Source organism: Streptomyces sp. NPDC107581, from assembly GCF_055657175.1.
The window spans coordinates 84,866-106,343 of record NZ_JBVKBH010000009.1 but is presented as its reverse complement, the minus strand read 5'-3'; the positions used below and the strand labels follow the sequence as shown (position 1 = coordinate 106,343).

Annotated in this window: 18 protein-coding genes and 3 pseudogenes; 13 read left to right on the top strand and 8 right to left on the bottom strand. The window is 72.8% G+C overall.

Features of this window, described 5'->3' with window-relative positions; genetic code table 11:
• The 3 genes and pseudogenes from ACZ7P3_RS23805 to ACZ7P3_RS23795 all read left to right on the top strand — a co-directional run.
• Positions 1-873 (top strand): acyl-CoA dehydrogenase family protein, encoded by an 873-nt coding sequence (locus ACZ7P3_RS23805; RefSeq protein ID WP_472084793.1) that lies wholly within the window; start codon positions 1-3, stop codon positions 871-873.
• Positions 874-1,426: 553 nt separating this feature from the next.
• A pseudogene (locus tag ACZ7P3_RS23800) lies at positions 1,427-1,621 on the top strand (ATP-binding protein); the annotation flags it as partial.
• Positions 1,622-1,897: 276 nt separating this feature from the next.
• Positions 1,898-2,155, top strand: a pseudogene (locus ACZ7P3_RS23795) (ATP-binding protein); the annotation flags it as partial.
• A 343-nt stretch (positions 2,156-2,498) separates the two neighbouring features.
• On the opposite strand, the gene ACZ7P3_RS23790 reads toward ACZ7P3_RS23795, so the two are convergent.
• Positions 2,499-3,425, bottom strand: coding sequence for a cyclase family protein (locus ACZ7P3_RS23790; protein ID WP_472084791.1), 927 nt, complete (start codon positions 3,423-3,425; stop codon positions 2,499-2,501).
• Between the two features lie 85 nt (positions 3,426-3,510).
• Here ACZ7P3_RS23790 and ACZ7P3_RS23785 point away from each other — a divergent pair, with 85 nt between their 5' ends.
• The 4 genes from ACZ7P3_RS23785 to ACZ7P3_RS23770 all read left to right on the top strand — a co-directional run bounded on the left by ACZ7P3_RS23785 (position 3,511) and on the right by ACZ7P3_RS23770 (position 7,497).
• Entirely contained in the window at positions 3,511-4,422 is a 912-nt protein-coding gene (locus ACZ7P3_RS23785) for an SDR family NAD(P)-dependent oxidoreductase (protein ID WP_472084789.1), read from the top strand.
• 112 nt (positions 4,423-4,534) lie between these two features.
• Positions 4,535-5,683 (top strand): acyl-CoA dehydrogenase family protein, encoded by a 1,149-nt coding sequence (locus ACZ7P3_RS23780; RefSeq protein ID WP_472084787.1) that lies wholly within the window; start codon positions 4,535-4,537, stop codon positions 5,681-5,683.
• Positions 5,683-6,732 carry a Zn-dependent alcohol dehydrogenase gene (locus ACZ7P3_RS23775; RefSeq protein ID WP_472084785.1) on the top strand — a complete coding sequence of 350 codons (1,050 nt, stop codon included), beginning with the start codon at positions 5,683-5,685 and terminating at the stop codon, positions 6,730-6,732. The genes ACZ7P3_RS23780 and ACZ7P3_RS23775 overlap by 1 nt, the downstream gene beginning before the upstream one ends.
• Before the next feature lie 438 nt (positions 6,733-7,170).
• Complete coding sequence (locus ACZ7P3_RS23770) at positions 7,171-7,497, top strand: hypothetical protein (protein WP_472084783.1); 327 nt, start codon at positions 7,171-7,173, stop codon at positions 7,495-7,497.
• Positions 7,498-7,662: 165 nt separating this feature from the next.
• Here ACZ7P3_RS23770 and ACZ7P3_RS23765 read toward each other — a convergent pair whose 3' ends face one another.
• The gene (locus ACZ7P3_RS23765; protein WP_472084781.1) at positions 7,663-8,703 is read right to left on the bottom strand and encodes a GlxA family transcriptional regulator; all 1,041 of its coding nucleotides are present in this window, start codon (positions 8,701-8,703) and stop codon (positions 7,663-7,665) included.
• A 71-nt stretch (positions 8,704-8,774) separates the two neighbouring features.
• On the opposite strand from ACZ7P3_RS23765, the gene ACZ7P3_RS23760 reads away from it, so the two are divergent.
• Positions 8,775-10,079, top strand: coding sequence for an MFS transporter (locus ACZ7P3_RS23760; RefSeq protein ID WP_472084779.1), 1,305 nt, complete (start codon positions 8,775-8,777; stop codon positions 10,077-10,079).
• A gap of 139 nt (positions 10,080-10,218) precedes the next feature.
• Here ACZ7P3_RS23760 and ACZ7P3_RS23755 read toward each other — a convergent pair whose 3' ends face one another.
• Positions 10,219-10,827, bottom strand: a complete 609-nt coding sequence (locus tag ACZ7P3_RS23755; protein WP_472085229.1) for a flavin reductase family protein — start codon at positions 10,825-10,827, stop codon at positions 10,219-10,221.
• Between the two features lie 83 nt (positions 10,828-10,910).
• Here ACZ7P3_RS23755 and ACZ7P3_RS23750 point away from each other — a divergent pair, with 83 nt between their 5' ends.
• On the top strand, positions 10,911-11,807 hold the full coding sequence (locus ACZ7P3_RS23750) for a hypothetical protein (protein ID WP_472084778.1): 897 nt from the start codon (positions 10,911-10,913) through the stop codon (positions 11,805-11,807).
• A gap of 3 nt (positions 11,808-11,810) precedes the next feature.
• Here the strand turns inward: ACZ7P3_RS23750 and ACZ7P3_RS23745 are convergent, their stop codons facing one another.
• The 3 genes from ACZ7P3_RS23745 to ACZ7P3_RS23735 form a co-directional block, all read right to left on the bottom strand.
• Complete coding sequence (locus tag ACZ7P3_RS23745) at positions 11,811-12,602, bottom strand: enoyl-CoA hydratase/isomerase family protein (RefSeq protein WP_472084776.1); 792 nt, start codon at positions 12,600-12,602, stop codon at positions 11,811-11,813.
• Positions 12,599-14,854, bottom strand: coding sequence for an acetate--CoA ligase family protein (locus ACZ7P3_RS23740; RefSeq protein ID WP_472084774.1), 2,256 nt, complete (start codon positions 14,852-14,854; stop codon positions 12,599-12,601). The genes ACZ7P3_RS23745 and ACZ7P3_RS23740 overlap by 4 nt, the downstream gene beginning before the upstream one ends.
• A gap of 103 nt (positions 14,855-14,957) precedes the next feature.
• A complete protein-coding gene (locus ACZ7P3_RS23735) occupies positions 14,958-16,136 on the bottom strand; it encodes a flavin-containing monooxygenase (protein WP_472084772.1) in 1,179 nt (392 codons plus the stop codon).
• A 411-nt stretch (positions 16,137-16,547) separates the two neighbouring features.
• Here ACZ7P3_RS23735 and ACZ7P3_RS23730 point away from each other — a divergent pair, with 411 nt between their 5' ends.
• The 3 genes and pseudogenes from ACZ7P3_RS23730 to ACZ7P3_RS23720 all read left to right on the top strand — a co-directional run.
• Positions 16,548-16,997 (top strand): DoxX family membrane protein, encoded by a 450-nt coding sequence (locus tag ACZ7P3_RS23730; protein ID WP_472084770.1) that lies wholly within the window; start codon positions 16,548-16,550, stop codon positions 16,995-16,997.
• A gap of 109 nt (positions 16,998-17,106) precedes the next feature.
• Positions 17,107-17,514 (top strand): Zn-ribbon domain-containing OB-fold protein, encoded by a 408-nt coding sequence (locus ACZ7P3_RS23725; RefSeq protein ID WP_472084768.1) that lies wholly within the window; start codon positions 17,107-17,109, stop codon positions 17,512-17,514.
• A gap of 60 nt (positions 17,515-17,574) precedes the next feature.
• A pseudogene (locus tag ACZ7P3_RS23720) lies at positions 17,575-17,902 on the top strand (GNAT family N-acetyltransferase); the annotation flags it as partial.
• A gap of 33 nt (positions 17,903-17,935) precedes the next feature.
• On the opposite strand, the gene ACZ7P3_RS23715 reads toward ACZ7P3_RS23720, so the two are convergent.
• Positions 17,936-18,604, bottom strand: a complete 669-nt coding sequence (locus ACZ7P3_RS23715; protein WP_472084766.1) for a pyridoxine/pyridoxamine 5'-phosphate oxidase — start codon at positions 18,602-18,604, stop codon at positions 17,936-17,938.
• A gap of 257 nt (positions 18,605-18,861) precedes the next feature.
• Here ACZ7P3_RS23715 and ACZ7P3_RS23710 point away from each other — a divergent pair, with 257 nt between their 5' ends.
• Positions 18,862-19,896 (top strand): magnesium transporter CorA family protein, encoded by a 1,035-nt coding sequence (locus tag ACZ7P3_RS23710; protein WP_472084764.1) that lies wholly within the window; start codon positions 18,862-18,864, stop codon positions 19,894-19,896.
• A gap of 27 nt (positions 19,897-19,923) precedes the next feature.
• Here ACZ7P3_RS23710 and ACZ7P3_RS23705 read toward each other — a convergent pair whose 3' ends face one another.
• Positions 19,924-21,246 (bottom strand): phosphatase PAP2 family protein, encoded by a 1,323-nt coding sequence (locus ACZ7P3_RS23705; protein ID WP_472084762.1) that lies wholly within the window; start codon positions 21,244-21,246, stop codon positions 19,924-19,926.
• Between the last annotated feature and the right edge of the window lie 232 nt (positions 21,247-21,478).

Here is a 21,478-nt window from a genome sequence, read left to right as displayed (position 1 = left end):
GTGCACTTCCGACTCACCGAGGCACAGCGGGCGTTGCGGGCCGGCACACGGCAGCTGCTGGAGCGCCGGTTCGGCGCCGACGCGCTGCGGGCCGCCGTGTCCCGGCCCGGACACCTGGACCGGGACCTGTGGCGGGAGCTGGGTGCGGCGGGCCTGTTCGCGCTGCGGCTGCCGGAGGAGGAGGGCGGGGTCGGCCTCGGCCTGCCGGAGGCGGTGCTGGTCTTCGAGGAGACCGGCCGTGCGCTGCTGCCGGGGCCCGTGCTCGCCACCCACCTCGCCGCCGGGACCGTGGCCGGCGCCGCGGCCGGGGAGCGGGTCGTGGCCCGCGCGGACGGCCCACTGGTGGAGTGGCTGGACGCGGCGGACACCGTGTGCGGGGACGCCTCCGGGGCCGTACCGCTGCGCTCGGTGGACCCGCTGACGCCGCTGCACCGCCTTCCCGGGGCCGGGTCCGGCGCGCCGGACCCGGTGGCCGTGCTCCTCACCGCGGCCGAGCAGCTCGGCACGGCGGCGCGTGCGTGCGAGCTGGCCGTGCAACACGCCCGGGCGCGTGAGCAGTTCGGGCAGCCGATCGGGGCCTTCCAGGCGGTCAAACACCTGTGCGCAGAGCTGCTGGTGCGCGCCGAGACGGCCCGCGCCGCGGTCTACGCGGCCGCCGTGACCGCCGACCCCTGCGACATCGCCGCCGCCCGGCTGCTCGCCGACGAGGCCGCCGTGCGCGGGATGCGCGACTGCCTCCAGGTGCACGGCGGCATGGGCTTCACCTGGGAGGCGGAAGTCCATCTGCATCTCAAACGGGCCTGGGTACGGGCCCGGCGTGGCGGTGGGAGTACGCAGAGTGAGGACATGCTCGCCTCCGATCTGGTGGCCTGACCGACGGGCGGCGCTCCGGGCCGGCCCCTCGGCGAAACGCCGGGCCGGGATGTCGCGGATCGTGGCACACCGGAATCACAGAGCGTCGATACCGGGTTGTGTCCATCGCGTGACTCGTCACGTCCTGGAGTCGGGAGCCCCCTCCGGTACCTTGTGTGGGATGCGAGTGGCTGCGAGCACGAGCCGTGCCGGTGGTGCCCCCGGGGTGTCGCCGGACCGTGCGGTGCGCACCCCCGCCCGCGGGGCGGTCAGGGCTGGTGCCGCCGCCTGTTCGACTCCCCGGCATGCGTGTCGCACAGTATGGCGCGCGCGTACTCCTTCGCGCTGGAATATGCCCGAAGCGCTTGTTGGGGTGACTGTACGTCAACCATGCTGTCTCGCAAGGGAATCACGGTCCGTGACCCTTGCTCTGGCCATTGTTCTGGCCATGCAGAAAATGGCTACGATCGTGGCCCTCGTCGTGCTGCTCGCCGCGGCTTCCGCCGCGGCGTCCGGGTGGCGTGGGGTCATGTGTCCGCCGGTTCGGATGGTGTGAGCGGTGCAGGTGCTTCAAGTGCAGCTGGAGATCCGACCCGACCCCGCGGAGGTGGGACGGGCCAGGAAGTGGGCCCGCTCCCGCCTCGCCGGGCTCGGGATAGGGGCCGACGAGGCGTTGGCCGAGACCCTGATCCTGCTCGTCTCCGAGCTGGTGACCAATGCCGTGGTGCACACCGGACGCCCGGCCGTGCTGAGACTGTCCCTGCCGGGCGGCCCGGGGGCGGCGGATGCGGCTGCCCCGGCGGTCCCGGCCGCGGCGCCAGGGCCGGTGGCTCCGGCGTCGGGGCCGGCGCGTTCGGCGTCGGCGGCGACCGGTTCGGCGTCGGGGGCGGCGGGTTCGGCTTCAGGGCCGGCCGCTCGGGCTCCGGGCGCGAATGGATCGGCGTCCGGTCCGGCGCCGGCGGTGGCCGGTCCGGTCTCCGGTCCGGCCTCGGCGGCGGCCGGTTCCGCTCCCGGGTCGGCCGGTTCGGCTTCGGGGCCGGCCGTGTCGGCCACGGTGCGGCTGGAGGTGGCCGACACCTCTTCCCGTGCGCCCGTCCCGCGCTGCGCCGGAAGTGAGGCCACCGGCGGCCGGGGTCTGGCGCTCGTCGACTGCCTCGCCGACCGCTGGGGCTGGAGCCCCGAGGGTTCCGGCAAGAGCATCTGGTGCGAGCTCGACCGCTGCTCGCAGGCCCGGGAGGGCGCGGCGGTCGTCTACGGGGGCGGTCTGTCCGCGTACGAGGACCTCGCTTTCGAGGCGGTGTAGGTCCCCCGGTACGGCGATGCGCCGGGGATGCATCCGTGCGCGGTCCGTACGAGCGGGGTGAACGCAATAAATCCCCGCACCGGTGTTGACGGCGTGTGACCGCATGAACACGCTTGTGGGCAACGATTCGCCGCGAGGGGACGACGAGGGCTCGGGTGACGGCGGCCCTCGTCGAGTGTGGGTCGCACCGGATGGCGGCGCGAAGTCGCATACAGGGGGCGCGCCGCCAACCGGACTTCACGCTCCTCCTGCCTGACACCGACCGGACTTGACGCTCCTCCCGTCCGCCGCCGAGCGGACTTCACACTCCTCCCGCCCGGTGCCGCAGGATGTTCGCCGGGTCTCACAGGACGGCTATCGGCGCCACCGGTGTCCCCGTCGCGCCGACGAACGGCTCGGGCATCGCCGACAGCAGGAACGCGTACCGCCCTTCTTCTCCACAGGCTGTGGACAACTCTTCGAGATTCCAGTTCTGGCCCTGGAGCATCCCCATCTCCACCAGATCCAGGGCGTGCACGGGCAGCCATAGATTGTCGATCTCCGGCGGAAATATCTCAAATGTGAGCGTGTCATTGGCGACCGCCGCCACATCGCGCGCGTGGAACCACTCCGGGCAGCGCACCGAGAGGCCCGGCGACGGATAGCCGTACCCGTGCTTGTCCCCGGCGAGGCAGACCTGCATCTGGCCCGTGCGGACCAGGACCACGTCCCCCGCCCGCACCCGCACCCCGCCGAACTCCTCGGCCGCCGCAAGGTCCTCCGGTGTGACCGCGTGCCCGCCCGCCAGCCGGTCCACGCCCCGCGCGCGTGCCACATCCAGCAGCACCCCGCGCGAGACGACGTGCCGCGCCTTGTCGATGCCGGCGAACTCCGCGCCGCCGTGCGCGGTGACCGTGTGCGCCGGACGGCCGTTGTAGAGCTTCCCGGAGTGCGAGACATGGGTCAGCGCGTCCCAGTGGGTGCCCGCCTGCAGCCCCATGGTCACCGCGTCGTCGCTGCACGCCACCGTGCCCGGCCCGAACAGCTCCTGGTTGATCTGCACCATCGCGTGCAGCGGATTGACCCGCCCGGGGATCATCCCGGTCTGCACCCCGTCCTGCTGGAGCGGCAGCGCGAGCGGCACCCTGCGTCCGGTGCGGATGCAGGCCGCGCCCCCGCGCACCACCTCGTCGGTGATCAGGTTCAGGGTGCCGATCTCGTCGCCGGCCCCCCAACGCCCCCAGTTGTTCACGCGCTTGGCGATGTCGTGGAACTCGGCGGGCAGTGACATCGGTGCCTCCCCGGGGCTTGTGTCCGCACATCTGACGGGTCATAAAATCTAACGGTCCGTCAGAAACCGCGGGAAGGGGCCGGACGTGGGGAACTTCTTGGCAGGCAAGGTGGTCGCCGTGACGGGCGCCGGGCGGGGCATCGGGCGTGCGGTCGCGCTCGCGGCGGCGGCCGAGGGCGCGAAGGTCGTCGTCAACGACTACGGGGTGTCCACCGACGGCACCTCACCGACCAGCGAGGTCGCCGAGGCCGTCGTCAAGGAGATCGAGGCGGCGGGCGGAGAAGCGGTGGCGGTCGCCGACGACATCTCGACCATGACCGGCGGACAGCGGGTCGTGGAAACGGCCCTGTCCTCGTACGGGCGCCTCGACGGGGTCGTCTGCGTCGCCGGGATCCTGCGCGAACGCATGCTGTTCAACATGTCCGAGCAGGAGTGGGACCCGGTGGTCGCCACCCATCTCAAGGGCACGTTCACCGTCTTCCGGGCCGCCTCGGCCGTGATGCGGAAGCAGAAGTCCGGCACCCTCATCGGCTTCACCAGCGGCAACCACCAGGGCTCCGTCTCGCAGGCCAACTACAGCGCCGCGAAGGGCGGGATCATCTCGCTGGTCCGCAGCGCGGCTCTCGGGCTGCACAAGTACGGGGTCACCGCGAACGCCGTCGCCCCCGTGGCCCGTACGCGGATGTCGGCGGGCGTCCCGACGGAGCTGACGGAGATCGGCGAACCGGAGGACGTGGCGGCGCTGGTGGTGTACCTGCTGTCCGACCCCGCGAAGGACCAGGGCATCACCGGGCAGGTGTACACGATCGCCGGGCCGAAGATCGCGGTGTGGGCCCAGCCGCGTGAACTCCGTGCGGCGTATGCCTCCGGCGGATGGACGCCGGAGACGATCGCCGCGTTTCTGCCGGGGTCGGTGGGGGTGGATCCGATGCCGATGCTTGCGCGGCTGGCGGCGATGGAGAGTGCGGCACGCGAGGGTTCCCGGCCGAACGCCTGAGAGCTCGGGAGGCGTTCCGGTCGGGCGTCCGCGGGTTGTTCGTGGCTGGTCGCGCAGTTCCCCGCGCCCCCTCGGGGCGCGGATGTCGCCCGGTGCTTTCAAGGGAGGCCCCATGGACTTCGGATTCACGGCAGAGGACGAGGTGTTCCGTACGGAGGTCCGCTCCTGGCTGGCCGCGCACGCCGGCCGTGTCCCGGACCGGCGTGCTTGGGAGCGGACCCTCGGCGGGTCGGGCTGGATCGGACTCGGCTGGCCCGAGTCGGGGTACGGCAACCGCACCGCCACCCTCACCCAGCAGGTCGCCTGGGCCGAGGAGTACGCCCGCTCGGGCGCGCCCCCGCGGTCCGGGCACATCGGGGAGAATCTGCTCGCCCCCACCCTCATCGCCCATGGCACCGCCGAGCAGAAGAGCCGTTTCCTGCCGCCCGTCGCGGCCGGGGAGGAACTGTGGTGCCAGGGGTACAGCGAACCGGACGCCGGCTCCGACCTGGCGGGCATCCGTACCTCGGCGGTGCGCGAGGGCTCGTCCTACCGGATCACCGGGCAGAAGATCTGGACCTCCCTCGCCCACGAGGCCGACTGGTGTTTCGTCCTGGCCCGGACCGAACCGGACTCGCGCCGCCACCACGGTCTCTCCTTCCTGCTCGTCCCCATGGACCAGCCGGGCCGCATCGAGGTCCGGCCGATCCGGCAGATGACCGGCACGAGCGACTTCAACGAGGTCTTCTTCGACGGGGCACGCGCGCACGAGGAGCATGTCGTCGGGGGAGCGGGGCAGGGCTGGCAGGTGGCGATGAGCCTGCTCGGCTTCGAGCGCGGGGTGTCGACGCTCGCCCAGCAGATCGGATTCGCCGAGGAGCTGGCACAGGTCGTACGCACGGCCCTGCGCACCGGCGCCGCCGACGACCCGGTCGTACGCGCCCGGCTCGTGCGCCAGTGGGCCGAACTGCGGACCATGCGCTGGAACGCCCTGCGCACCCTCGGCGGCTGCGGCGACGCGGGCGCGCCCAGCGTGGCCAAGCTGCTGTGGGCCACCTGGCACCAGCGGCTCGGGGAACTGGCCGTCCAGGTCCGCGGCGCGGCGGCCTCCGCAGGTCCCGCGGACTGGTCGCCGTCGGCGCCGTACGCACTCGACCCCGACCAGCACCTGTTCCTCTTCTCCCGGGCCGACACCATCTACGGCGGCTCGGATCAGATCCAGCGCACGATCATCGCCGAGCGGGTGCTCGGCCTGCCGAGAGAGCCGAAGGGGGTCGTGTGATGCGTGGCGTGGTGTTCGACGGCAAGCAGGTCCAGGTGGTGGACGACCTGGCGGTACGGGAGCCGGGGCCCGGTGAGGTGCTGGTGGCGATCTCGGCGGCCGGGCTGTGCCACAGCGACCTCTCGGTGGTGGACGGCACCATCCCCTTCCCGGTCCCCGTGGTGCTGGGCCACGAGGGTGCGGGCCTGGTCGAGGCCGTGGGCGCGGGCGTGACCCATGTGGCCCCCGGCGACCATGTGGCCCTGTCCACGCTCGCCAACTGCGGTACGTGCGCGGAGTGCGACCGGGGCCGCCCGACGATGTGCCGGCAGGCGATCGGCCGTCCGCAGCAGCCGTTCACGCGGGGCGGCCGGACGGTGTACCAGTTCGCCTCCAACTCGGCGTTCGCGGAACGCACGGTCGTCAAGGCGGTGCAGGCGGTGCGGATCCCGAAGGACGTCCCGCTGCAGGCGGCGGCGCTGATCGGCTGCGGGGTGCTCACCGGGGTCGGCGCGGTCCTCAACCGGGCGCGGGTGGACCGCGGGGACAGCGTGGTCGTCATCGGCACCGGCGGCATCGGGCTGAACGTCCTGCAGGGCGCGCGGATCGCCGGGGCGCTCAGGATCGTGGCCGTGGACGCCAACCCGGCGAAGGAGACTGCGGCCCGGCAGTTCGGCGCGACCGACTTCCTGACCTCCACGGACGGCGTCCGGGACATCCTGCCCACCGGCGCCGACCATGTCTTCGAGTGCGTCGGCCGGGTGGAGCTGATCCGCCGGGCGATCGACCTGCTCGACCGCCACGGCCAGGCCGTCCTGCTCGGAGTGCCCCGGGCGAGCGCCGAGGCGTCCTTCCTCGTCTCCTCGATGTTCCTGGACAAGGCGATCCTCGGCTGCCGCTACGGCTCCTCCCGCCCCCAGCGGGACATCCCCCTGTACGCCGAGCTGTACCGCCAGGGCCGGCTGCTCCTGGACGAGTTGGTGACGGCCGCCTACCCGGTGGAGGACTTCGAGAAGGCGAGGGCCGACGCGGAGGCGGGACGGGTGGCGCGGGGGGTGCTCACCTTCTGAGAGGGCGACGGGCGTCCGCGGCCGCGCAGTTGTCGCCGTGCGTGCGGTGGGTGGCGTCCGTGCTCTTGCCGATGTCCGTGCGGTGGGTGGCGTTCGTGCTCTTGCCGATGTCCGTGCGGTGGGTGGCGTTCGTGCTCTTGCCGATGTCCGTGCGGTGGGTGGCGTCCGTACCCTTGTCGATGTCCGTGCGGTCCGTGGCGTCCGGTGCGGTTGTCCAGCCGTGCGGCTGTTCACGCCCGGTGCGGTTGTCCAGTTATGCGGCTGTTCACGTCCGGTGCGGTTGTGCACGCCCGGTGCCCTTGTCCACGTCCGTGCCCTTGTCCACGTGCGCAGAGTTGTCCCCATCCGTATCCGCGGAGTTGTCCACATCCGTGGAGTTGTCCACAGGCGGGGGGAAGTGCGGCGGCGCCTGTCGGTGGGTACCCCTACCGTCATCGCATGAGCTACCGCGACGTCGTCTCGAAACAGGTGCTGACCTGGACCTGCGTGGCCATCGGCGCCCGGATGCCGGTGGCCATGGCCGCCGCCTATTCGGTCATGTACGCGGCCGTCGGCGCCGGATACGCGGCCACCGGCTCCCTGGCGGGCGCCCTGCTCACCTGGACGGCTCCCTCGACGGCGATCCTGGCGGCGGTGGGGCTGACCCTGACGCTGACCGGGGTCGGCTGGTGGGGGGAGATACGCCGGTCGGGCCGAGGGGCAAGGGCGGGGCACGCTGCCGTGGTGTCCCCGGGTGACCAGGACCGGTTGCCGACGGTGCCGTAGCCCCCGGCCGCCCTCATCACCCCGTTGCCGTCGCCGTGTCCTTGCTGCCGTGTCCTCGTCGCCGCGTGCTCGTCACCGCGACCTCGTCACCCCGTCCCCCGTCGCTCAATTGCCCTCACCCTGTCACCCCGTTGCCCTCACCCCGTCCTCCGCACGCCGGTGTCCTCACCCCCGCCGCCCCGCCCCGCCCGCCTCTCCGTACCCCTCGCCGGAGCCGTTGGCCCCCGTCCGGAAGGTCCGCCGGTATGCCGTCGGGGTCACCCCGAGGGCCTGCTGCAGGTGCTGGCGCATCGACTGGGCCGTGCCGAAGCCCGCGTCGCGGGCCACCTGGTCGACCGAGAGACCGGTGGACTCCAGGAGGTGGCGGGCGCGTTCGACGCGCTGCTGGGTGAGCCACTGTCCTGGGCTGATGCCGACCTCCTCGCGGAAGCGGCGGGTGAAGGTGCGCACGGACATGGCCTCCTGTTCGGCCATGTCCCGCAGCTGGATCGGCTCGTGCAGCCGGCCCAGGGCCCAGGCGCGGGCGCCGGTCGTGGTGGCCAGCTGCGGATCCGGGAGGGGGCGGTGGATGTACTGGGCCTGGCCGCCGTCGCGGTGGGGCGGGACGACCGTGCGGCGGGCCACGTCGTTGGCGATCGCCGTGCCGTGGTCGCGGCGCACGATGTGCAGGCACAGGTCGATCCCCGCGGCCACTCCGGCCGAGCTCAGCACGTCGCCGTCGTCGATGAACAGCACGTCGGCGTCCACCCGCACCTGCGGGAACATCCGCTGGAACCGTTCGGCGTCCGCCCAGTGCGTGGTGGCCGGCCGGCCGTCGAGGAAACCGGCGGCGGCCAGGACGTACACGCCGGTGCAGATGGAGGCCAGCCGGGTGCCGGGCCGGATGCGGCCGAGTGCGGTGGCCAGCTCGTCCGTCAGCCTGCCCTCCTCGTAGACCGGGCCGAGTTCGTACGACGCCGGGACGATCACCGTGTCGGCCGTCTCCAGGGCCTCCGGGCCGTGCGGGACCTGCACGGCGAAGTCGGCGTCCGTCTCGACCGGGCCGGGCGGCCGGACCGAGCAGGTCACCACCTCGTACAGACACCGGCCCTCGGCGTCCCGCGGGCGCCCGAAGATCCGGTGCGGTATGCCCAGTTCGAAGGGGAGCAGACCGTCCAGGGCGAGAACGACGATCCGGTGCGGACGGAAATCCTGGCCGACACTCATGGCCCGATCCTAGCGAATACTGTCCTTCGGGCCACTCGATGCACGGGACCGGAAACAGGACCCTCGATGACGTGACTCAGACAACTGAAGCCGCAGCCCCGGTCCAGGCTCCGCCCGCCCGGCGCCGCCGCGTGCACCGCGCCTGGTTCGTCGCCGCCGTCACCTTCGTCACGATCATCGGCGCGGCTGCCTTCCGTTCCCTGCCCGGCCTGCTCATAGACCCCCTGCACCAGGAGTTCGGCTGGTCCCGCGGCACGGTCGGCGCGGCCGTCTCCATCAACCTCGCGCTGTACGGCCTCACCGCGCCCTTCGCCGCCGCGCTCATGGACCGCTTCGGCATCCGCCGGGTCGTCGCCGTCGCGCTGACCGTGATCGCGGTCGGCTCCGGCCTGACCGTGTGGATGACGGCGGCCTGGCAGCTGCTGCTGTGCTGGGGCCTGCTGGTGGGCCTCGGCTCGGGGTCCATGGCGCTGGCCTTCGCCGCGACGGTCACCAACCGGTGGTTCACCGAGCGGCGCGGCCTGGTCAGCGGCATCCTCACCGCCGCCTCCGCCTCCGGCCAGCTGGTCTTCCTGCCGCTGCTGTCCTGGATGGTCGAGGCCCACGACTGGCGCCCGGCCGCCGTGACGGTCTCCCTGGCCGCCCTCGCCGTCGTCCCGTTCGTCTGGCTCCTGCTGCGCGACCACCCCGCCGACGTGGGCCTGAAGCCGTACGGTGCCAAGGAGTTCGTACCCAAGCCGGCGCCGGTCACCGGAGCCGCCCGCCGCACCCTGACGGTCCTCTCCTCCGCCGTGCGCACCGGACCCTTCTGGCTGCTCGCCGGCACCTTCGCGATCTGCGGCGCCTCCACCAACGGCCTCGTCCAGACCCACTTCGTGCCCGCCGCGCACGACCACGGCATGCCTGTCAGGGCGGCGGCCTCACTGCTCGCGGTGATCGGTGTGTTCGACGTCGTCGGCACCATCGCCTCCGGCTGGTTCACCGACCGCTTCGAACCGCGCCGCCTGCTCGCCGTCTACTACGCCCTGCGCGGCATCTCCCTCCTCTTCCTCCCCATGCTGCTGGGCCCGGCGGTCCACCTGCCGATGATCTTCTTCATCGTCTTCTACGGCCTCGACTGGGTGGCCACCGTCCCGCCCACCCTGGCGCTGTGCCGGGAGCAGTACGGCGAGGACAGCGCCATCGTCTTCGGCTGGGTGCTCGCCTCCCACCAGGTCGGCGCGGCCCTGGTCGCCTTCCTCGGCGGCGTCGCCCGGGACGTCTTCGGCTCGTACGACATGGTCTGGCACGCCTCCGGCGCCCTGTGCGCGGCGGCGGCCCTGATGGCACTGGTGATCAGGCGCCGCCCGGCGGCCTCCGCACTGGCCGCCTCCTGAGCCCCGCCCTGCCGTCCGAGGCGGGTTCGGCCCATGACGCACCGCACCCCATCTCCGCTGGCCCGATGAGCGGTTGGTGGACCTGCCGTTCCGCTTCGCCGTTCGTGCGCGTGCCGATCGCGGCCCGGGCGGGGCGGGCTCAGGTGCCGTCGAGCCGCCCGAACCGCCCTCGGTGAAAGAGCAGCGGGTCCTCCGCCCCGCCGGTGCCCAGCGCGTCCACCCGGCCGACGACGATCAGGTGGTCGCCCCCGGTGTGCACGGCGTGGATCGTGCAGTCGAGCCATGCCACGGCGCCGGCCAGGCGGGGCGCCCCGGAGACGGGGGCCGCGTCGTGGACGACCCCCGCGAACTTGTCCGCGCCGCTGACCGCGAACGCCCGGCACAGGCCGCCCTGGCCGGCGCCGAGCACGTTGACGCAGAAGGAACCGGCGCGGGCGATGCGCGGCCAGGTCGTCGAGGTGCGGCCCACCATGAAGCAGACCAGGGGCGGGTCGAGGGAGAGGGAGGAGAAGGACTGGCAGGCGAAGCCCGCCGGGGACGACGAGCCCTCGGTGGGCGGTGCCGTCACCACGGTGACACCGGTCGCGAAGTTCCCCAGCACACGGCGGAACTCCGTCCGGTCCAGCGGCGCCCGCTCGTCCTCGCGGACGCACCGCAACTCCGGGCGCGGCAGCGCCTCCACGGGCCCCGGTGCCGGGGCCGACCCGAACCAACGGACGGCAGCCGCCGCCGCCCCTGCTTGTCCCATCACGTCACCCATTGAAGCTGACGGCTCGTCAGATGTGAAGGGTCGTGTGGACGGGAGAGGAGAACTCCGTAGGCTCTGCGTCCATGGGGCGGGAAGAGAAGCGCGGGCGGCCCCGGGCCGCCGATCCGGGCTGGTCGTTCCGGGACTTCGGCGCGGCGGCGGCCATGAGCGCGGCGCAGCTTCCGGCGGCCTCCGTGCTCTGGTGGATCGCCGGCCTCGGCCACGACGACCACGGCGGCGGGTACACCTCGTTCGCCGCAGTGGTCTTCCTCGTCATCGAGGCCGTACTCGTTCCGGTCGTGGCCCTGGCGCAGCCCCTCGCGCTGACGCTGCCCGCGGTGCTGCTCGCCCGGTTCGGGCGCCGTCGTCTCGGCGGCCGGACCTGGGCCTGGCACCTCGCGGCTCCGGTCGCACCGGCCGTCGCGTGGGGCTTGCTCGCCACCCTCGCCGGGCACCCGCCCACCCTCACCGTCCCGCTCCTGACCGCCCTCGGCGTGCTGCCCTCGCTGTGGGTCGCCCGCGTCCGCGGGCGCACCTGGCGGCAGTGGGGCATCTGGGGCCGCGCCGCCCTCCTCTCCCCCGTCCTCGCCGTCCTCGCCCTCGGCGGCGGGCTGACGGCCACCGCGACCGGCCTGCTCCCGCGGTACGAGCCGCCGCGGCTCACCACCGCCCAGCTCACCGGTGTCTGGCAGGGTGCGAGCGGTGCGCGGCTGCGGCTGCGTCCGGGCGGCCACGCCGAGGCCACCAGGCTGCCGCTCGTCTCCAGGAAGAGCGGTTCGGGCGTCACGGACTACACCATGTGCGGCGGATCGGGCACCTGGGAGCCCGACGACACCGGGCGCGACGGCATTCTGCTCCGGCTCGACTGCGGCCGCGCCACGCACTGGGCGTTCAGCGGCACCGAGCACGCCCCCGAACTGTTCGCGCGGTACGGCGACGAGGACGTGGGCACCGTGTGGATCCTGCGGCGGTCCGGCTGAGCCTCACCGCCCCCGGAACTCCGCTGCCCTGCGCTCCGCGAACGCCCGCAGCCCCTCCCGGGCGTCCTCCGTGGTCATGTTGATCTCCTGGGCGGACGCCTCGGCGGCGAAGGCCGTGGTGCGGTCGGTGTCCAGGGACGTGTTCACCAGGTGCTTGGTCAGGGCCAGGGACCGGGTGGGAGCGGTGGCCAGGCGGGCCGCCCACTCGCCGGCGGTCTTCGCCAGTCCGCCGTCCGGGACGACCCGGTTGACCAGTCCCAGCCGTTCCGCCTCCGCCGCCGTGACCGCGTCCCCGAAGAACATCAGCTCCTTGGCCCGCTGCGGTCCGATCAGCCGGGGGAGCAGGTACGCACCGCCGCCGTCCGGTACCAGGCCGCGCCGTACGAACACCTCGATGAAGCGGGCCGACTCGGCCGCCAGGACCAGGTCGCAGGCGAACGCGAGATGTGCGCCGATCCCGGCCGCCGTGCCGTTCACGGCGGCGATCACCGGCTTCTCGCAGTCCAGTACGGCGGAGACGAGCCGCTGGGCGCCGAGGCGGAGCGTGCGGGCCACGTCCCCCGGGACGCGCTCCCCGCCGGCCGCCCCGCCGCGCAGGTCCGCGCCGGCGCAGAAACCGCGTCCGGTGCCGGTGAGGACGACGGCCCGGATGTCCGGGTCCGCCGACGCCTCCTCCAGCAGGGCGATCAGCCGGTCCCGGTCGCCGGGCGTGAGGGCGTTCAGGGCCTCGGGGCGGTCCAGGGTCACATGTGCGACCTGGCCGCGGACCTCGTGGCGAACCGTTTCGTCGCTCATCGGCACACCACCAGCGCGTCCAGCGCCACCGCGCCCTGCCCGCGGGGCAGCACCATCAGCGGGTTGATGTCCAGCTCGGCGAGGCGCCCGCCCAGTTCGAGCGCCATCCGCTCGACGCGCAGGACGACCTCCACGAGGGCGTCCAGGTCGGCCGGCGGCCGTCCGCGCACCCCGTCCAGCAGCGCCCGCCCGCGCAGTTCGGCGAGCATGTCCCGGGCCTGCTCCTCGCCGAACGGCGGCACCCGTACGGCGGCGTCGCGCAGCACCTCCACCAGCACCCCGCCGAGCCCGACGGTCACCGTCGGCCCGAACAGCGCGTCATGGGTCATCCCGACGACCATCTCGACGCCCTGCTCGACCATCTGGCACACCAGGACACCGTCCAGCGACACACCCTCGTAGCGGGCGATGTCGGTCAGCTCCCGGTAGGCGTCCCGGACCTGGCTGGCCGAGGTGAGACCGATCTTCACCAGACCCAGTTCCGTCTTGTGGGCGATCTGCGCGCCGGAGGCCTTCATCACCACCGGATAGCCGACCTGACCGGCCGCCCGTACGGCCGCCGCCGCGCTGGTGACCAGCTGTTCGCGCGGTACCCGGATGCCGTAGGCGCGCAGCAGCTGCTTGGCCGCGTGCTCGCTGAGCTGCTGACCGGGCCGCATCAGGGCCTCGGTCTTGCGGAAGGAGGGGGAGGGGGTGCGCGGGGCCTCGTCGAAGGGGGAGCGGTAGCCGCTCACGAAGCGGTGGTGGCCGAGCCAGGCGCGGACGGCGGTGAGGCAGTTGCCGACCGTGCGGAAGGTGGCCACGCGGGAGGAGCCGAGCAGCACCTCCCGGTACGCCGGCTCGGTGCCGACCGGTGACCCCCACACCACGCACACCAGCTTGTCCGTCTCCTCGGCCGCCTCCACCAGGTCGCGTACGAGCTTGTCGCTGAGGGGCGGGAAGGGGCCGGTCACCGGGCAGATCAGCACCCCGACCTCCGGGTCGGCGAGGATCGCGTCGATGATCTTCCGGCCGCGCCAGTCGCCGACCGGATGCCCGCCGTTGTCCACCGGGTTGGCCACGCCGAGGTACTCGGGGATCCACTGGTGCAGCTCGGCCTGCCGGTCCGGCGACAGCGTCGGCAGCCGCAGCCCCAGCCCGGCGGCGAGGTCGGCGACATGGGCGCCGGTGCCGCCGGAGATGGAGTAGACGACCACGCCCTCGGCCCGTGGGGGCCGCGCCCGCGCCAACAGGGCGGCCGTGTCCTGGAGTTCGTCGAGGCCGTCGACGCGGACGACGCCGTACTGCCGCATGGCCGCGTCCACCACGTCGTCGGCGCCGGTGAGCTTGCCGGTGTGCGTGGCCGCCGTACGGGCGCCCTCCTCCGTGCGGCCCACCTTCACCGCGACCACCGGCACTCCGCGGCGGGCGGCGCGGTCGGCGGCCAGCAGGAAGGCACGGCCGTCCTTGAGCCCCTCGACGTAGCAGGCGATGGCGCCGACCCCGGGCTGCTCGGCGAAGTACGAGATGAAGTCGGCGGTCTCCAGATCGGCCTCGTTGCCGGTCGGCGCCCAGTGGGAGAGCCGGATGCCCAGCTCCTGGAGCGAGAAGACGGGCCGGCCCTGGTGCCCGGACTGGGTGATGAGCGCGATCGCGGGGCCGTCCAGGTCGTCCCGGAACCGCTCGAAGGCGTTCAGGTTGGTGTTCGGCCCGAGCAGCCGCAGCCCCGAGCGCCGTACGGCCCGGGCGAGCCGCTCCTGCGCCTCGGCCCCCTCCGCACCGGTCTCCGCGAACCCGGACGCGAAGGCCACGGCGAACTTCACCTTCGCCTCGGCGAGTTCCTCGATCACCGGCAGCGGGTCCGCCACCAGCAGCACGGCCAGGTCGACCTGTTCGGGCAGCCCGCCGACCGACGGCACGCAGGGGACGCCGAACACGGACGGCCGGGTCGGATGCACCGGATGCACCCGCGCCCCCACCCGCTCGGCCCAGGCCAGCAGCTGACGGGTGATCCCGGTGTTCGGCCGCCCCTCGGCGTCCGAGGCGCCGATCACGGCGACCGACTCGGGCCGGAAGAACCGCGCCAGATCCGGAACGTCCGTGTACAACGGCCGTCCGCTGACATCGAGGTCGGGCGCGCCGGCCCCGCCGGCCGCGCCGTCCAAGGAATCGGCCCGGCCGTGGACGGCGGGTCCGGGCCGCTGCTCACCGCAGGCGATGACCCGGGCCCGGCGGGAGTCGGTGGTGAGGGTGCCGTGGGTTGATCCAAGCATCGTCCGCCCGCTCCTGTCGTGACTGCCAAGTAACTGACGCACTGTCAGATTACTGAACTGACGCAGTGTCAGGAACGGGTCGGTACGGCAAAGTTGTATACGGCTACGCGGGCCTCCCGGCCACCGACTTGGCGATCTTCTCCGCGTCGATCGCCAGTTCCCGGAACATCCCGCTGATCGGGTTGGTGAACCCGGTGAAGTACAGCCCGGGCGCCTGTGCCGGGGTGCGCCGGCCGTGCACGACCGGCCTCCCGCGCTCGTTCAGCACGCCGAGGTGCCCGACCAGCCCGTCCAGCGCCCGCGCGTACCCGGTGGCCGCTATCACGGCGTCCGGCGAGATCCGGCTCCCGTCGGCGAGGATCACCTTTCCGTCCTCGAACCCCTCGACGGCGGCCACGACCTCCACCTTCCCCTTCCGCACGGCGTCGATGAGGCCGACGTCCTGGACGGGGATGGCGCCTTCGTTGACACGGGTGTAGCAGCCGGTGTCCGGCCGGGGCAGTCCGTGGGCCGACAGGTCGGGGACGGTGAGCCCGGCCAGCGGTCGCGCGAGCCGGTCGACCAGCCGCACGGGCAGCCGGCGCACCAGCACGCCCGTGTACTGGGCGGCCCATCCGAAGGACGAGCGGCGCACGATGTGCGGGGCGGTGCGCACGGCCAGCCGCACCCGCGCGGCCCCGCCCTCCACCAGGTCCACGGCGATCTCGGCGCCGGTGTTGCCGACACCGACGACGAGCACGTCCCGGCCCGCGTACGGCCCGGCGTTCCGGTAGCGGCCGGCGTGCAGGAACTCCCCGCCGTAGCCGTCCAGTCCGGGCCACTCGGGGACCTTCGGGGTGTGGTTGTACCCGGTGGCGACGACCACCGCGCTGCCGGTCAGCTCCCGCCCGCCGGAGGCGTGCAGCAGCCAGCCCTCGCCGTCCGCGGAGCGCTCGATGCGGAAGACCTCCACACCGGTGACGATCTCCAGCTCGTGCTGCTCGGCGTACTTCTCCAGATAGCGCACCACGTTGTCCCGGGACACCCAGCGGCCGAACTTCCGCGGCATCGCGAGCCCCGGCAGGGCGGACAGCCGGCGGGTGGTGTGCAGGTGCAGCCGGTCGTAGTGGTTCCGCCAGGAGGCGCCCACCCGGTCGGCCTTCTCCAGCACCACGGCCCGTATGCCCCGGGCCCGCAGTGCGTACGCGACGGCGAGCCCGCCCGGACCGGCGCCGATGACGTAGACGGGGCGGTCCGCGGGGGGCGGGGAGAGGTGTCCGGGAGACGGACGGGAGACGGCCATGAGCGGGAGCGTAATCACACACTCGGTTGATGGGTCTCGGTCAAGACCGGAATTGGTTGCGGATTGATCACGGCTGTGGGAGGAGTGGGTGGGACAGGTGTCGTAGTCGCCCCGGATGGTCGGAGACGGTGTCCGAAGGGCGGCCCCGGACGGGTACCGCGGCCCTCCGGAGCCGCCGGACCGCTCCGGGGGATCATGCCCCCTGAGCCGGCCCCTGGCTGTGTGCCCGGCACCTCGCCGCGGGAGGCGGCACCGGAGGAGGCGGCACTGGAGGGGTGGTGCCGGCGGGGTGGCACCGGAGGCGGAGGCGCCGGGTGATGCATGGGGGACCCGCAGCTGTCCGCCGGACTCACGGCCGATCGACGGCGGACCCCTCGGCTTTCCCAGTGATCTGACGTACCGTCAGATGTCATGGACGCGATCTGGCTGGACGGCGCGGAGTGGCTGGCGGTGCTGCGCATGGGCCTCGGCCTGTGGTGGCTGGAGAGCTGGCGGCACAAGGACAAGAAGGCCTGGTTCCAGCGCGGGACGGGCATCGCCTGGGCGGCGGACGTGGCGGCGGAACACCGCTGGGCCCCGGTGCGGGCGGGCTTCGAGACGGTGGTGAAACCGCGGCCGAAACTGATGGCGTACATCGTGGCGTACGCCGAACTCGCCCTGGGCCTCGGCCTGATCCTGGGCTTCCTGACCCCGGTGGCCCTGCTGGGCGGCCTGGTCCTGAACGTCCTCTACTTCGTCCTCATGATCCACGACTGGGCGGAGCAGGGGCAGAACTCGATGATGGCGCTGATCTCGCTGGTCGGCTTCTTCGGCATGGCGTGGCAGGCGTGGTCGCTGGACGCGGCGCTGGGGTGGTTCTGATGCGGGTGACGGGGCGGGCGCGGGGCAGGCGCGGCGTGGTGGGGGCGCGGCGCGTCGGGGCCCATGAAGGCGGCGGGGTGGGGTCGATGGCGACGGCCGGGTGGTTCCGATGAGCACGGCGCGCTACGACATCCCCGAGGTCGACGGCTTCACCCGGCCCTACTGGGAGGCCGCCGCGGCGGGCCGGCTCCTGCTCCGCCGCTGCGGGACCTGCGGCCGGGCCCACCACTACCCGCGCGAGTTCTGCCCGCACTGCTGGAGCGAGGAGGTGGCCTGGGAGGAGGCGAGCGGCCGGGCGACCCTCTACACGTGGTCCACGGTCCACCGCAACGACCTCCCGCCCTTCGGCGACCGCACCCCGTACGTGGCCGCGGTGGTGGACCTGGCCGAGGGGCCGCGGATGATGACGGAGCTGGTGGAGTGCGGGCCGGGGGAGCCGGTGGCCGGGATGCCCCTGCGGGTGACGTTCCGGGAGGGAAAACCGGTGTTCAGGCCGGGCGGCCGACCGGAATCATGACCGCATGCATGCGGACACCTGGCACCTGAGCCACGACCGGGACAGCCGTTGCTCTGTCGGGACCCCGGCGAATGGGCCGACGCCCGGATCGGGCGCGGGGGCATCACCCTCTGGGAGACCCCCGACGGCACCCCGGTCTCCATGGCCGGGGTGCCCCCCCAGGACGGCGGGCCAGGTTCGGGTGGCACCGGTGTACACCCCGGCGGACCTGCGCGGCCACGGCTACGCGGGCGCGGTGACCGCCGAGGTGAGCGGCGCCGCCCTGGACTCCGGGACGGCGGAGGTCCTTCTCTTCGCCGACCTCGCCCATCCCACGAGCAACGGGCTCTACCAGCGGATCGGATACCGGGGTGTCGCGGACTTCGCGGTGCGGGAGTTCACGGACTGACGACGGGGCACCCCGGCACCTGGGCGGAGGGCGTCAGGGCCACAGCAGCCCGCGGCTCCAGCCGAACCCCGTGTGCCGGTACTCCAGTCGTACGTGGCGTCGCTCGGCGTCCCCCTGGAAGAACTCCACCATCTCCGGCCGCAGCCGGTACAGCGTCCACGTGGGCGAGGGCTCGGCCGGGTTCTCCCGGGCCCTCTCCCACGCCGTCCGCGAGGCGCGCCTCAACTCCTCCACCGAGGCCAGCTCCTCGCTCTGCCGTCCGGTGAGCGCCGCCGCCAGCGCTCCCGTCGAGCGGGCGTGCAGATCCGCCTGGCTCTCCGCGGAGGGCGCCGACGTCACCGGCCCGCGCACCCGTACCTGGCGCCCCAGCACCGGCCAGTAGAAGGCCAGCGCCGCGTACGGGTGGGCGCTCAGCTCCCGGCCCTTGCGGCTCGTGGAGTGCGTCGCGAACGACCAGCCCTCCGCGTCGGCACCGTGCAGCATCACGACCCGCACGTCCGGCCTGCCCTCCTCGTCCGTCGTCGCGAGCGACATCGTGTGCGGCTCCGGCTGGCCCGCCCGCACCGCCTCCGCGAACCAGCTCGTGAACAGGAGCAGGGGTGTCGGCGGGGCGGTGTCCGGGTCGAACGGGCGCAGCTCCGTCACCTCGGGCGACCAGACCCGCAGCGCGCGCAGCATGTCGTGGAGATCCTCGTGTGCCATGGGCCGAGTATCGCCGGGCCGTGCGGCACCGGTGCGGGCGCCGCCGCGCTCCCGGAGAGGCGCCGGCTCCACCGCGCTTCCGGGCGGCGTCGGCCGTACGGCGTTTCCGGGCGCCGTCGCCGCCGTCTCCGCGGGGGCGGGTGGGTCCGTCACCCGTCCGGGCCCACCGGGCGGGGCACGCGAGTGCCTCCGGGTGCGGGCGGGCCGGGCCGTGCGCACGCTGGGACCCTGGGCGCCGGGACCGACGGTGAGGGGCGATGATCGTAACGGTGGTGTCGATGCCGGAGGGGGCCACGACGCGTACGGACGTGTCCGGAGCCCGTGAGCGGCTCGCCACCGCCCGCTTCCTGCTTGTCGACGTCGAACTGCTGGAGGAGGCGCGGGCGGCGAGGCCGACGGCGGAGAGGCCGACTGTCGAGAGGGAGCCGGCTGAGGGGGAGGCGGCCGAGGGGGAGCCCATCGCGCGCCGGCTCGGCCTGGGGTCCGGGGAACTGGACTGGTTCGGCAGGGCGGGGGAGCCCGCGCGGGCCGAGTTCCTCGGGGACCGGGCCGGGTTCGTCGTACCGGTGGTCCATGACGACCGGGTCGCTCATCTCCACGCGCTGGCGAGCGACCGGTTCCTGGTCACCGCGCACCGGGGCAGGGCGGGCCTGGCGGCGAGCATCACCGCGCAGTTGCGCACCGAACGGCCTCCCGACGCCGTGGCGTTGCTCTTCCTGATGCTCCAGGAGGCGCTGGAGACCTTTCGCCGGGCCGCCGTGCAGGACCTGCTGCTGGTGGAGGAGCTGGAGGACGCCATGTTCCAGGGAAGGACCCCCGCGCAGGTCTACCGGCTGTCCCAGCTGCGCCGGCACTCCGCCCTGCTGCACCGCTCGCTGCTGCCCTACCTCCAGGCGGTGGACGAGGTCTTCACCCGCAGGATGATGAGCCGCGACTTCCCGATGGAGCGGCAGCGGCTCGCCCGCGAGTTCCAGCACGCGGCGAGGCTGGTCCTGGCGACGATCGAGTCCCTCCAGGAAGCCGCCCGCCGCGCCTTCGCCAGCTACGCCTCCCTGGTCGCCGGCGAGCAGAACGGCGTGATCAACCGGCTGGCCATCGTGTCGACGATCTTCCTGCCGCTGTCCTTCCTGACCGGCTTCTTCGGCATGAACTTCACCTATCTGACCGACGAGCTGGAGAGCAGGATCGTCTTCTGGCTGCTCGCCGTGGGCCTCCAGGCGTCCGTCGTGGTCATCGCCCTCTATGTGCTGCACCGCACCCGTATCTGGCGCAGACTGCGGGACGAGGACTGAGCGGTGCGTGGCCGGGCGGACCGGTGTTCAGACCAGTTCGACTTCGGGTCGTGGTTCCGGTTGCGGCGCCGGCGCGGCTTTCGGTTCCCACAGTCTGGTGGTCCGCATGTAGGCGTGGACCACCGAGGCCATCGCCAGAATGAGAAGCGGTCCGAACACCCACGGATGTTCGGCCATTTCCAGCGGCAGATACCGATATGACAGCAGGAGTGCGGTGAAGACCGCTGCGCCGTGCGCGACCAGCTGGATTCCCGGCCGGTCCCAGCCGCGTTCGAGCGAGCGCAGAGCGGCCTCGACCGTGAACGCGAACACCACGCCGGCAACGAGATCCGCGCCGTAGTGGTAGCCGAAGCCCAGTGTTGCGCCGAGCGTGGCGATCAGCCAGAACGTGCCGGCGAATCGCAGAATCCGCGGGCCCCTTCGGGAATGAATGAAGATCGTGGTGGCCCACGCCGTGTGCAGGCTGGGCATGCAGTTGCGCGGGGTGATCCCGTCGAATGCCATCGGGTGCGGGGCACCGACCGGCGGCGGCGTGTTCGGCCACAGGCCGGCCACCGCCCAGTGCCCGCCGTCGGCGCCGTAGGCGAAGACCGGTCCGACCACCGGGAAGATCATGTAGATGGCCGGCCCGAGGAGGCCGATCACCAGGAACGTGCGGACCAGATGATGGCGCGGGAAGCGGCGCTCGGCCGCCACGTTGCGCAGCTGGTACAGCGCGACGACGACCGCGGCCACCGCGAGCTGGATGTAGACCCAGTCGAGCACATGGGCGCCGACCGGACCGGTGGCCCTGACGAGCCGGCCCACCAGCCACGACGGGTTGCCCAGCGCGTGATCGGCGGTCGCGACGTACGGGTCGAGCACGGCCGGGCGGGTCTTCGACGTGATGAGCAGCCAGGTGTCGCCGGTCTTGCGGCCGGCCACCAGCAGCAGGCCCAGCCCGACGCCCTTCAGCAGCAGGACGCGTTCTGGGCCCGTGCGGCGCGTGACGGCGATGACCGCGCAGCCCAGGATCACCCACAACGCGCCGTTGCCGAAGGGGTGGCCGCCGGTCGTCCTGGCGTCGACCGCCCACCGCACCAGGAAGAAGACGACGTCGATGCCGATCGCGACGGCCGCCGCGATGAACCGTTGCCGCCAGGTGAGCACCACCATCGTCAACGCCATGCTGGCGTACAGCAGCGGCCCCGACTTGGGCGGATACACGACCTCACGGGCCTGGTTGGTGATCGGCCCGGGCAGGCCGTAGTGACGTGCGGCGAACTCCAGCGCGACGAGGAATCCGAGGGCCACCACGCCCGCCGTGGCCCACAGGATCGCGCGTGGCCGACGCCACGCGGAGAACGTCATTCTGCTGTTTATTCGCGAAAACACCCGCGATGTTATAGATGTCAATTATTTGGCCGATTTGCTATTTAGTTAACCAGGTCACTCTTTGTGCCGGATGACATGGTTTTCCGGTGAAGGGCGGGCGATGAGGGAGATCGTCGCAAGTTCGAACATGTTAGCGGAGTGGTGCGGGTGGGTTTCCGCACTCGACTTCCGCGCGCCATGTTCGGCGTCTCGGCGTCTCGGTATCTCG

Bases quoted from the DNA above. Each gene is read 5' to 3' on its own strand.
- ACZ7P3_RS23790 (WP_472084791.1), bottom strand. From the start codon at position 3,425: ATGTCACTGCCCGCCGAGTTCCACGACATCGCCAAGCGCGTGAACAAC.
- ACZ7P3_RS23780 (WP_472084787.1), top strand. From the start codon at position 4,535: ATGGACTTCGGATTCACGGCAGAGGACGAGGTGTTCCGTACGGAGGTC.
- ACZ7P3_RS23775 (WP_472084785.1), top strand. From the start codon at position 5,683: ATGCGTGGCGTGGTGTTCGACGGCAAGCAGGTCCAGGTGGTGGACGAC.
- ACZ7P3_RS23770 (WP_472084783.1), top strand. From the start codon at position 7,171: ATGAGCTACCGCGACGTCGTCTCGAAACAGGTGCTGACCTGGACCTGC.
- ACZ7P3_RS23765 (WP_472084781.1), bottom strand. From the start codon at position 8,703: ATGAGTGTCGGCCAGGATTTCCGTCCGCACCGGATCGTCGTTCTCGCC.
- ACZ7P3_RS23755 (WP_472085229.1), bottom strand. From the start codon at position 10,827: ATGGGACAAGCAGGGGCGGCGGCGGCTGCCGTCCGTTGGTTCGGGTCG.
- ACZ7P3_RS23750 (WP_472084778.1), top strand. From the start codon at position 10,911: ATGGGGCGGGAAGAGAAGCGCGGGCGGCCCCGGGCCGCCGATCCGGGC.
- ACZ7P3_RS23745 (WP_472084776.1), bottom strand. From the start codon at position 12,602: ATGAGCGACGAAACGGTTCGCCACGAGGTCCGCGGCCAGGTCGCACAT.
- ACZ7P3_RS23740 (WP_472084774.1), bottom strand. From the start codon at position 14,854: ATGCTTGGATCAACCCACGGCACCCTCACCACCGACTCCCGCCGGGCC.
- ACZ7P3_RS23735 (WP_472084772.1), bottom strand. From the start codon at position 16,136: ATGGCCGTCTCCCGTCCGTCTCCCGGACACCTCTCCCCGCCCCCCGCG.
- ACZ7P3_RS23730 (WP_472084770.1), top strand. From the start codon at position 16,548: ATGGACGCGATCTGGCTGGACGGCGCGGAGTGGCTGGCGGTGCTGCGC.
- ACZ7P3_RS23725 (WP_472084768.1), top strand. From the start codon at position 17,107: ATGAGCACGGCGCGCTACGACATCCCCGAGGTCGACGGCTTCACCCGG.
- ACZ7P3_RS23715 (WP_472084766.1), bottom strand. From the start codon at position 18,604: ATGGCACACGAGGATCTCCACGACATGCTGCGCGCGCTGCGGGTCTGG.
- ACZ7P3_RS23710 (WP_472084764.1), top strand. From the start codon at position 18,862: ATGATCGTAACGGTGGTGTCGATGCCGGAGGGGGCCACGACGCGTACG.
- ACZ7P3_RS23705 (WP_472084762.1), bottom strand. From the start codon at position 21,246: ATGACGTTCTCCGCGTGGCGTCGGCCACGCGCGATCCTGTGGGCCACG.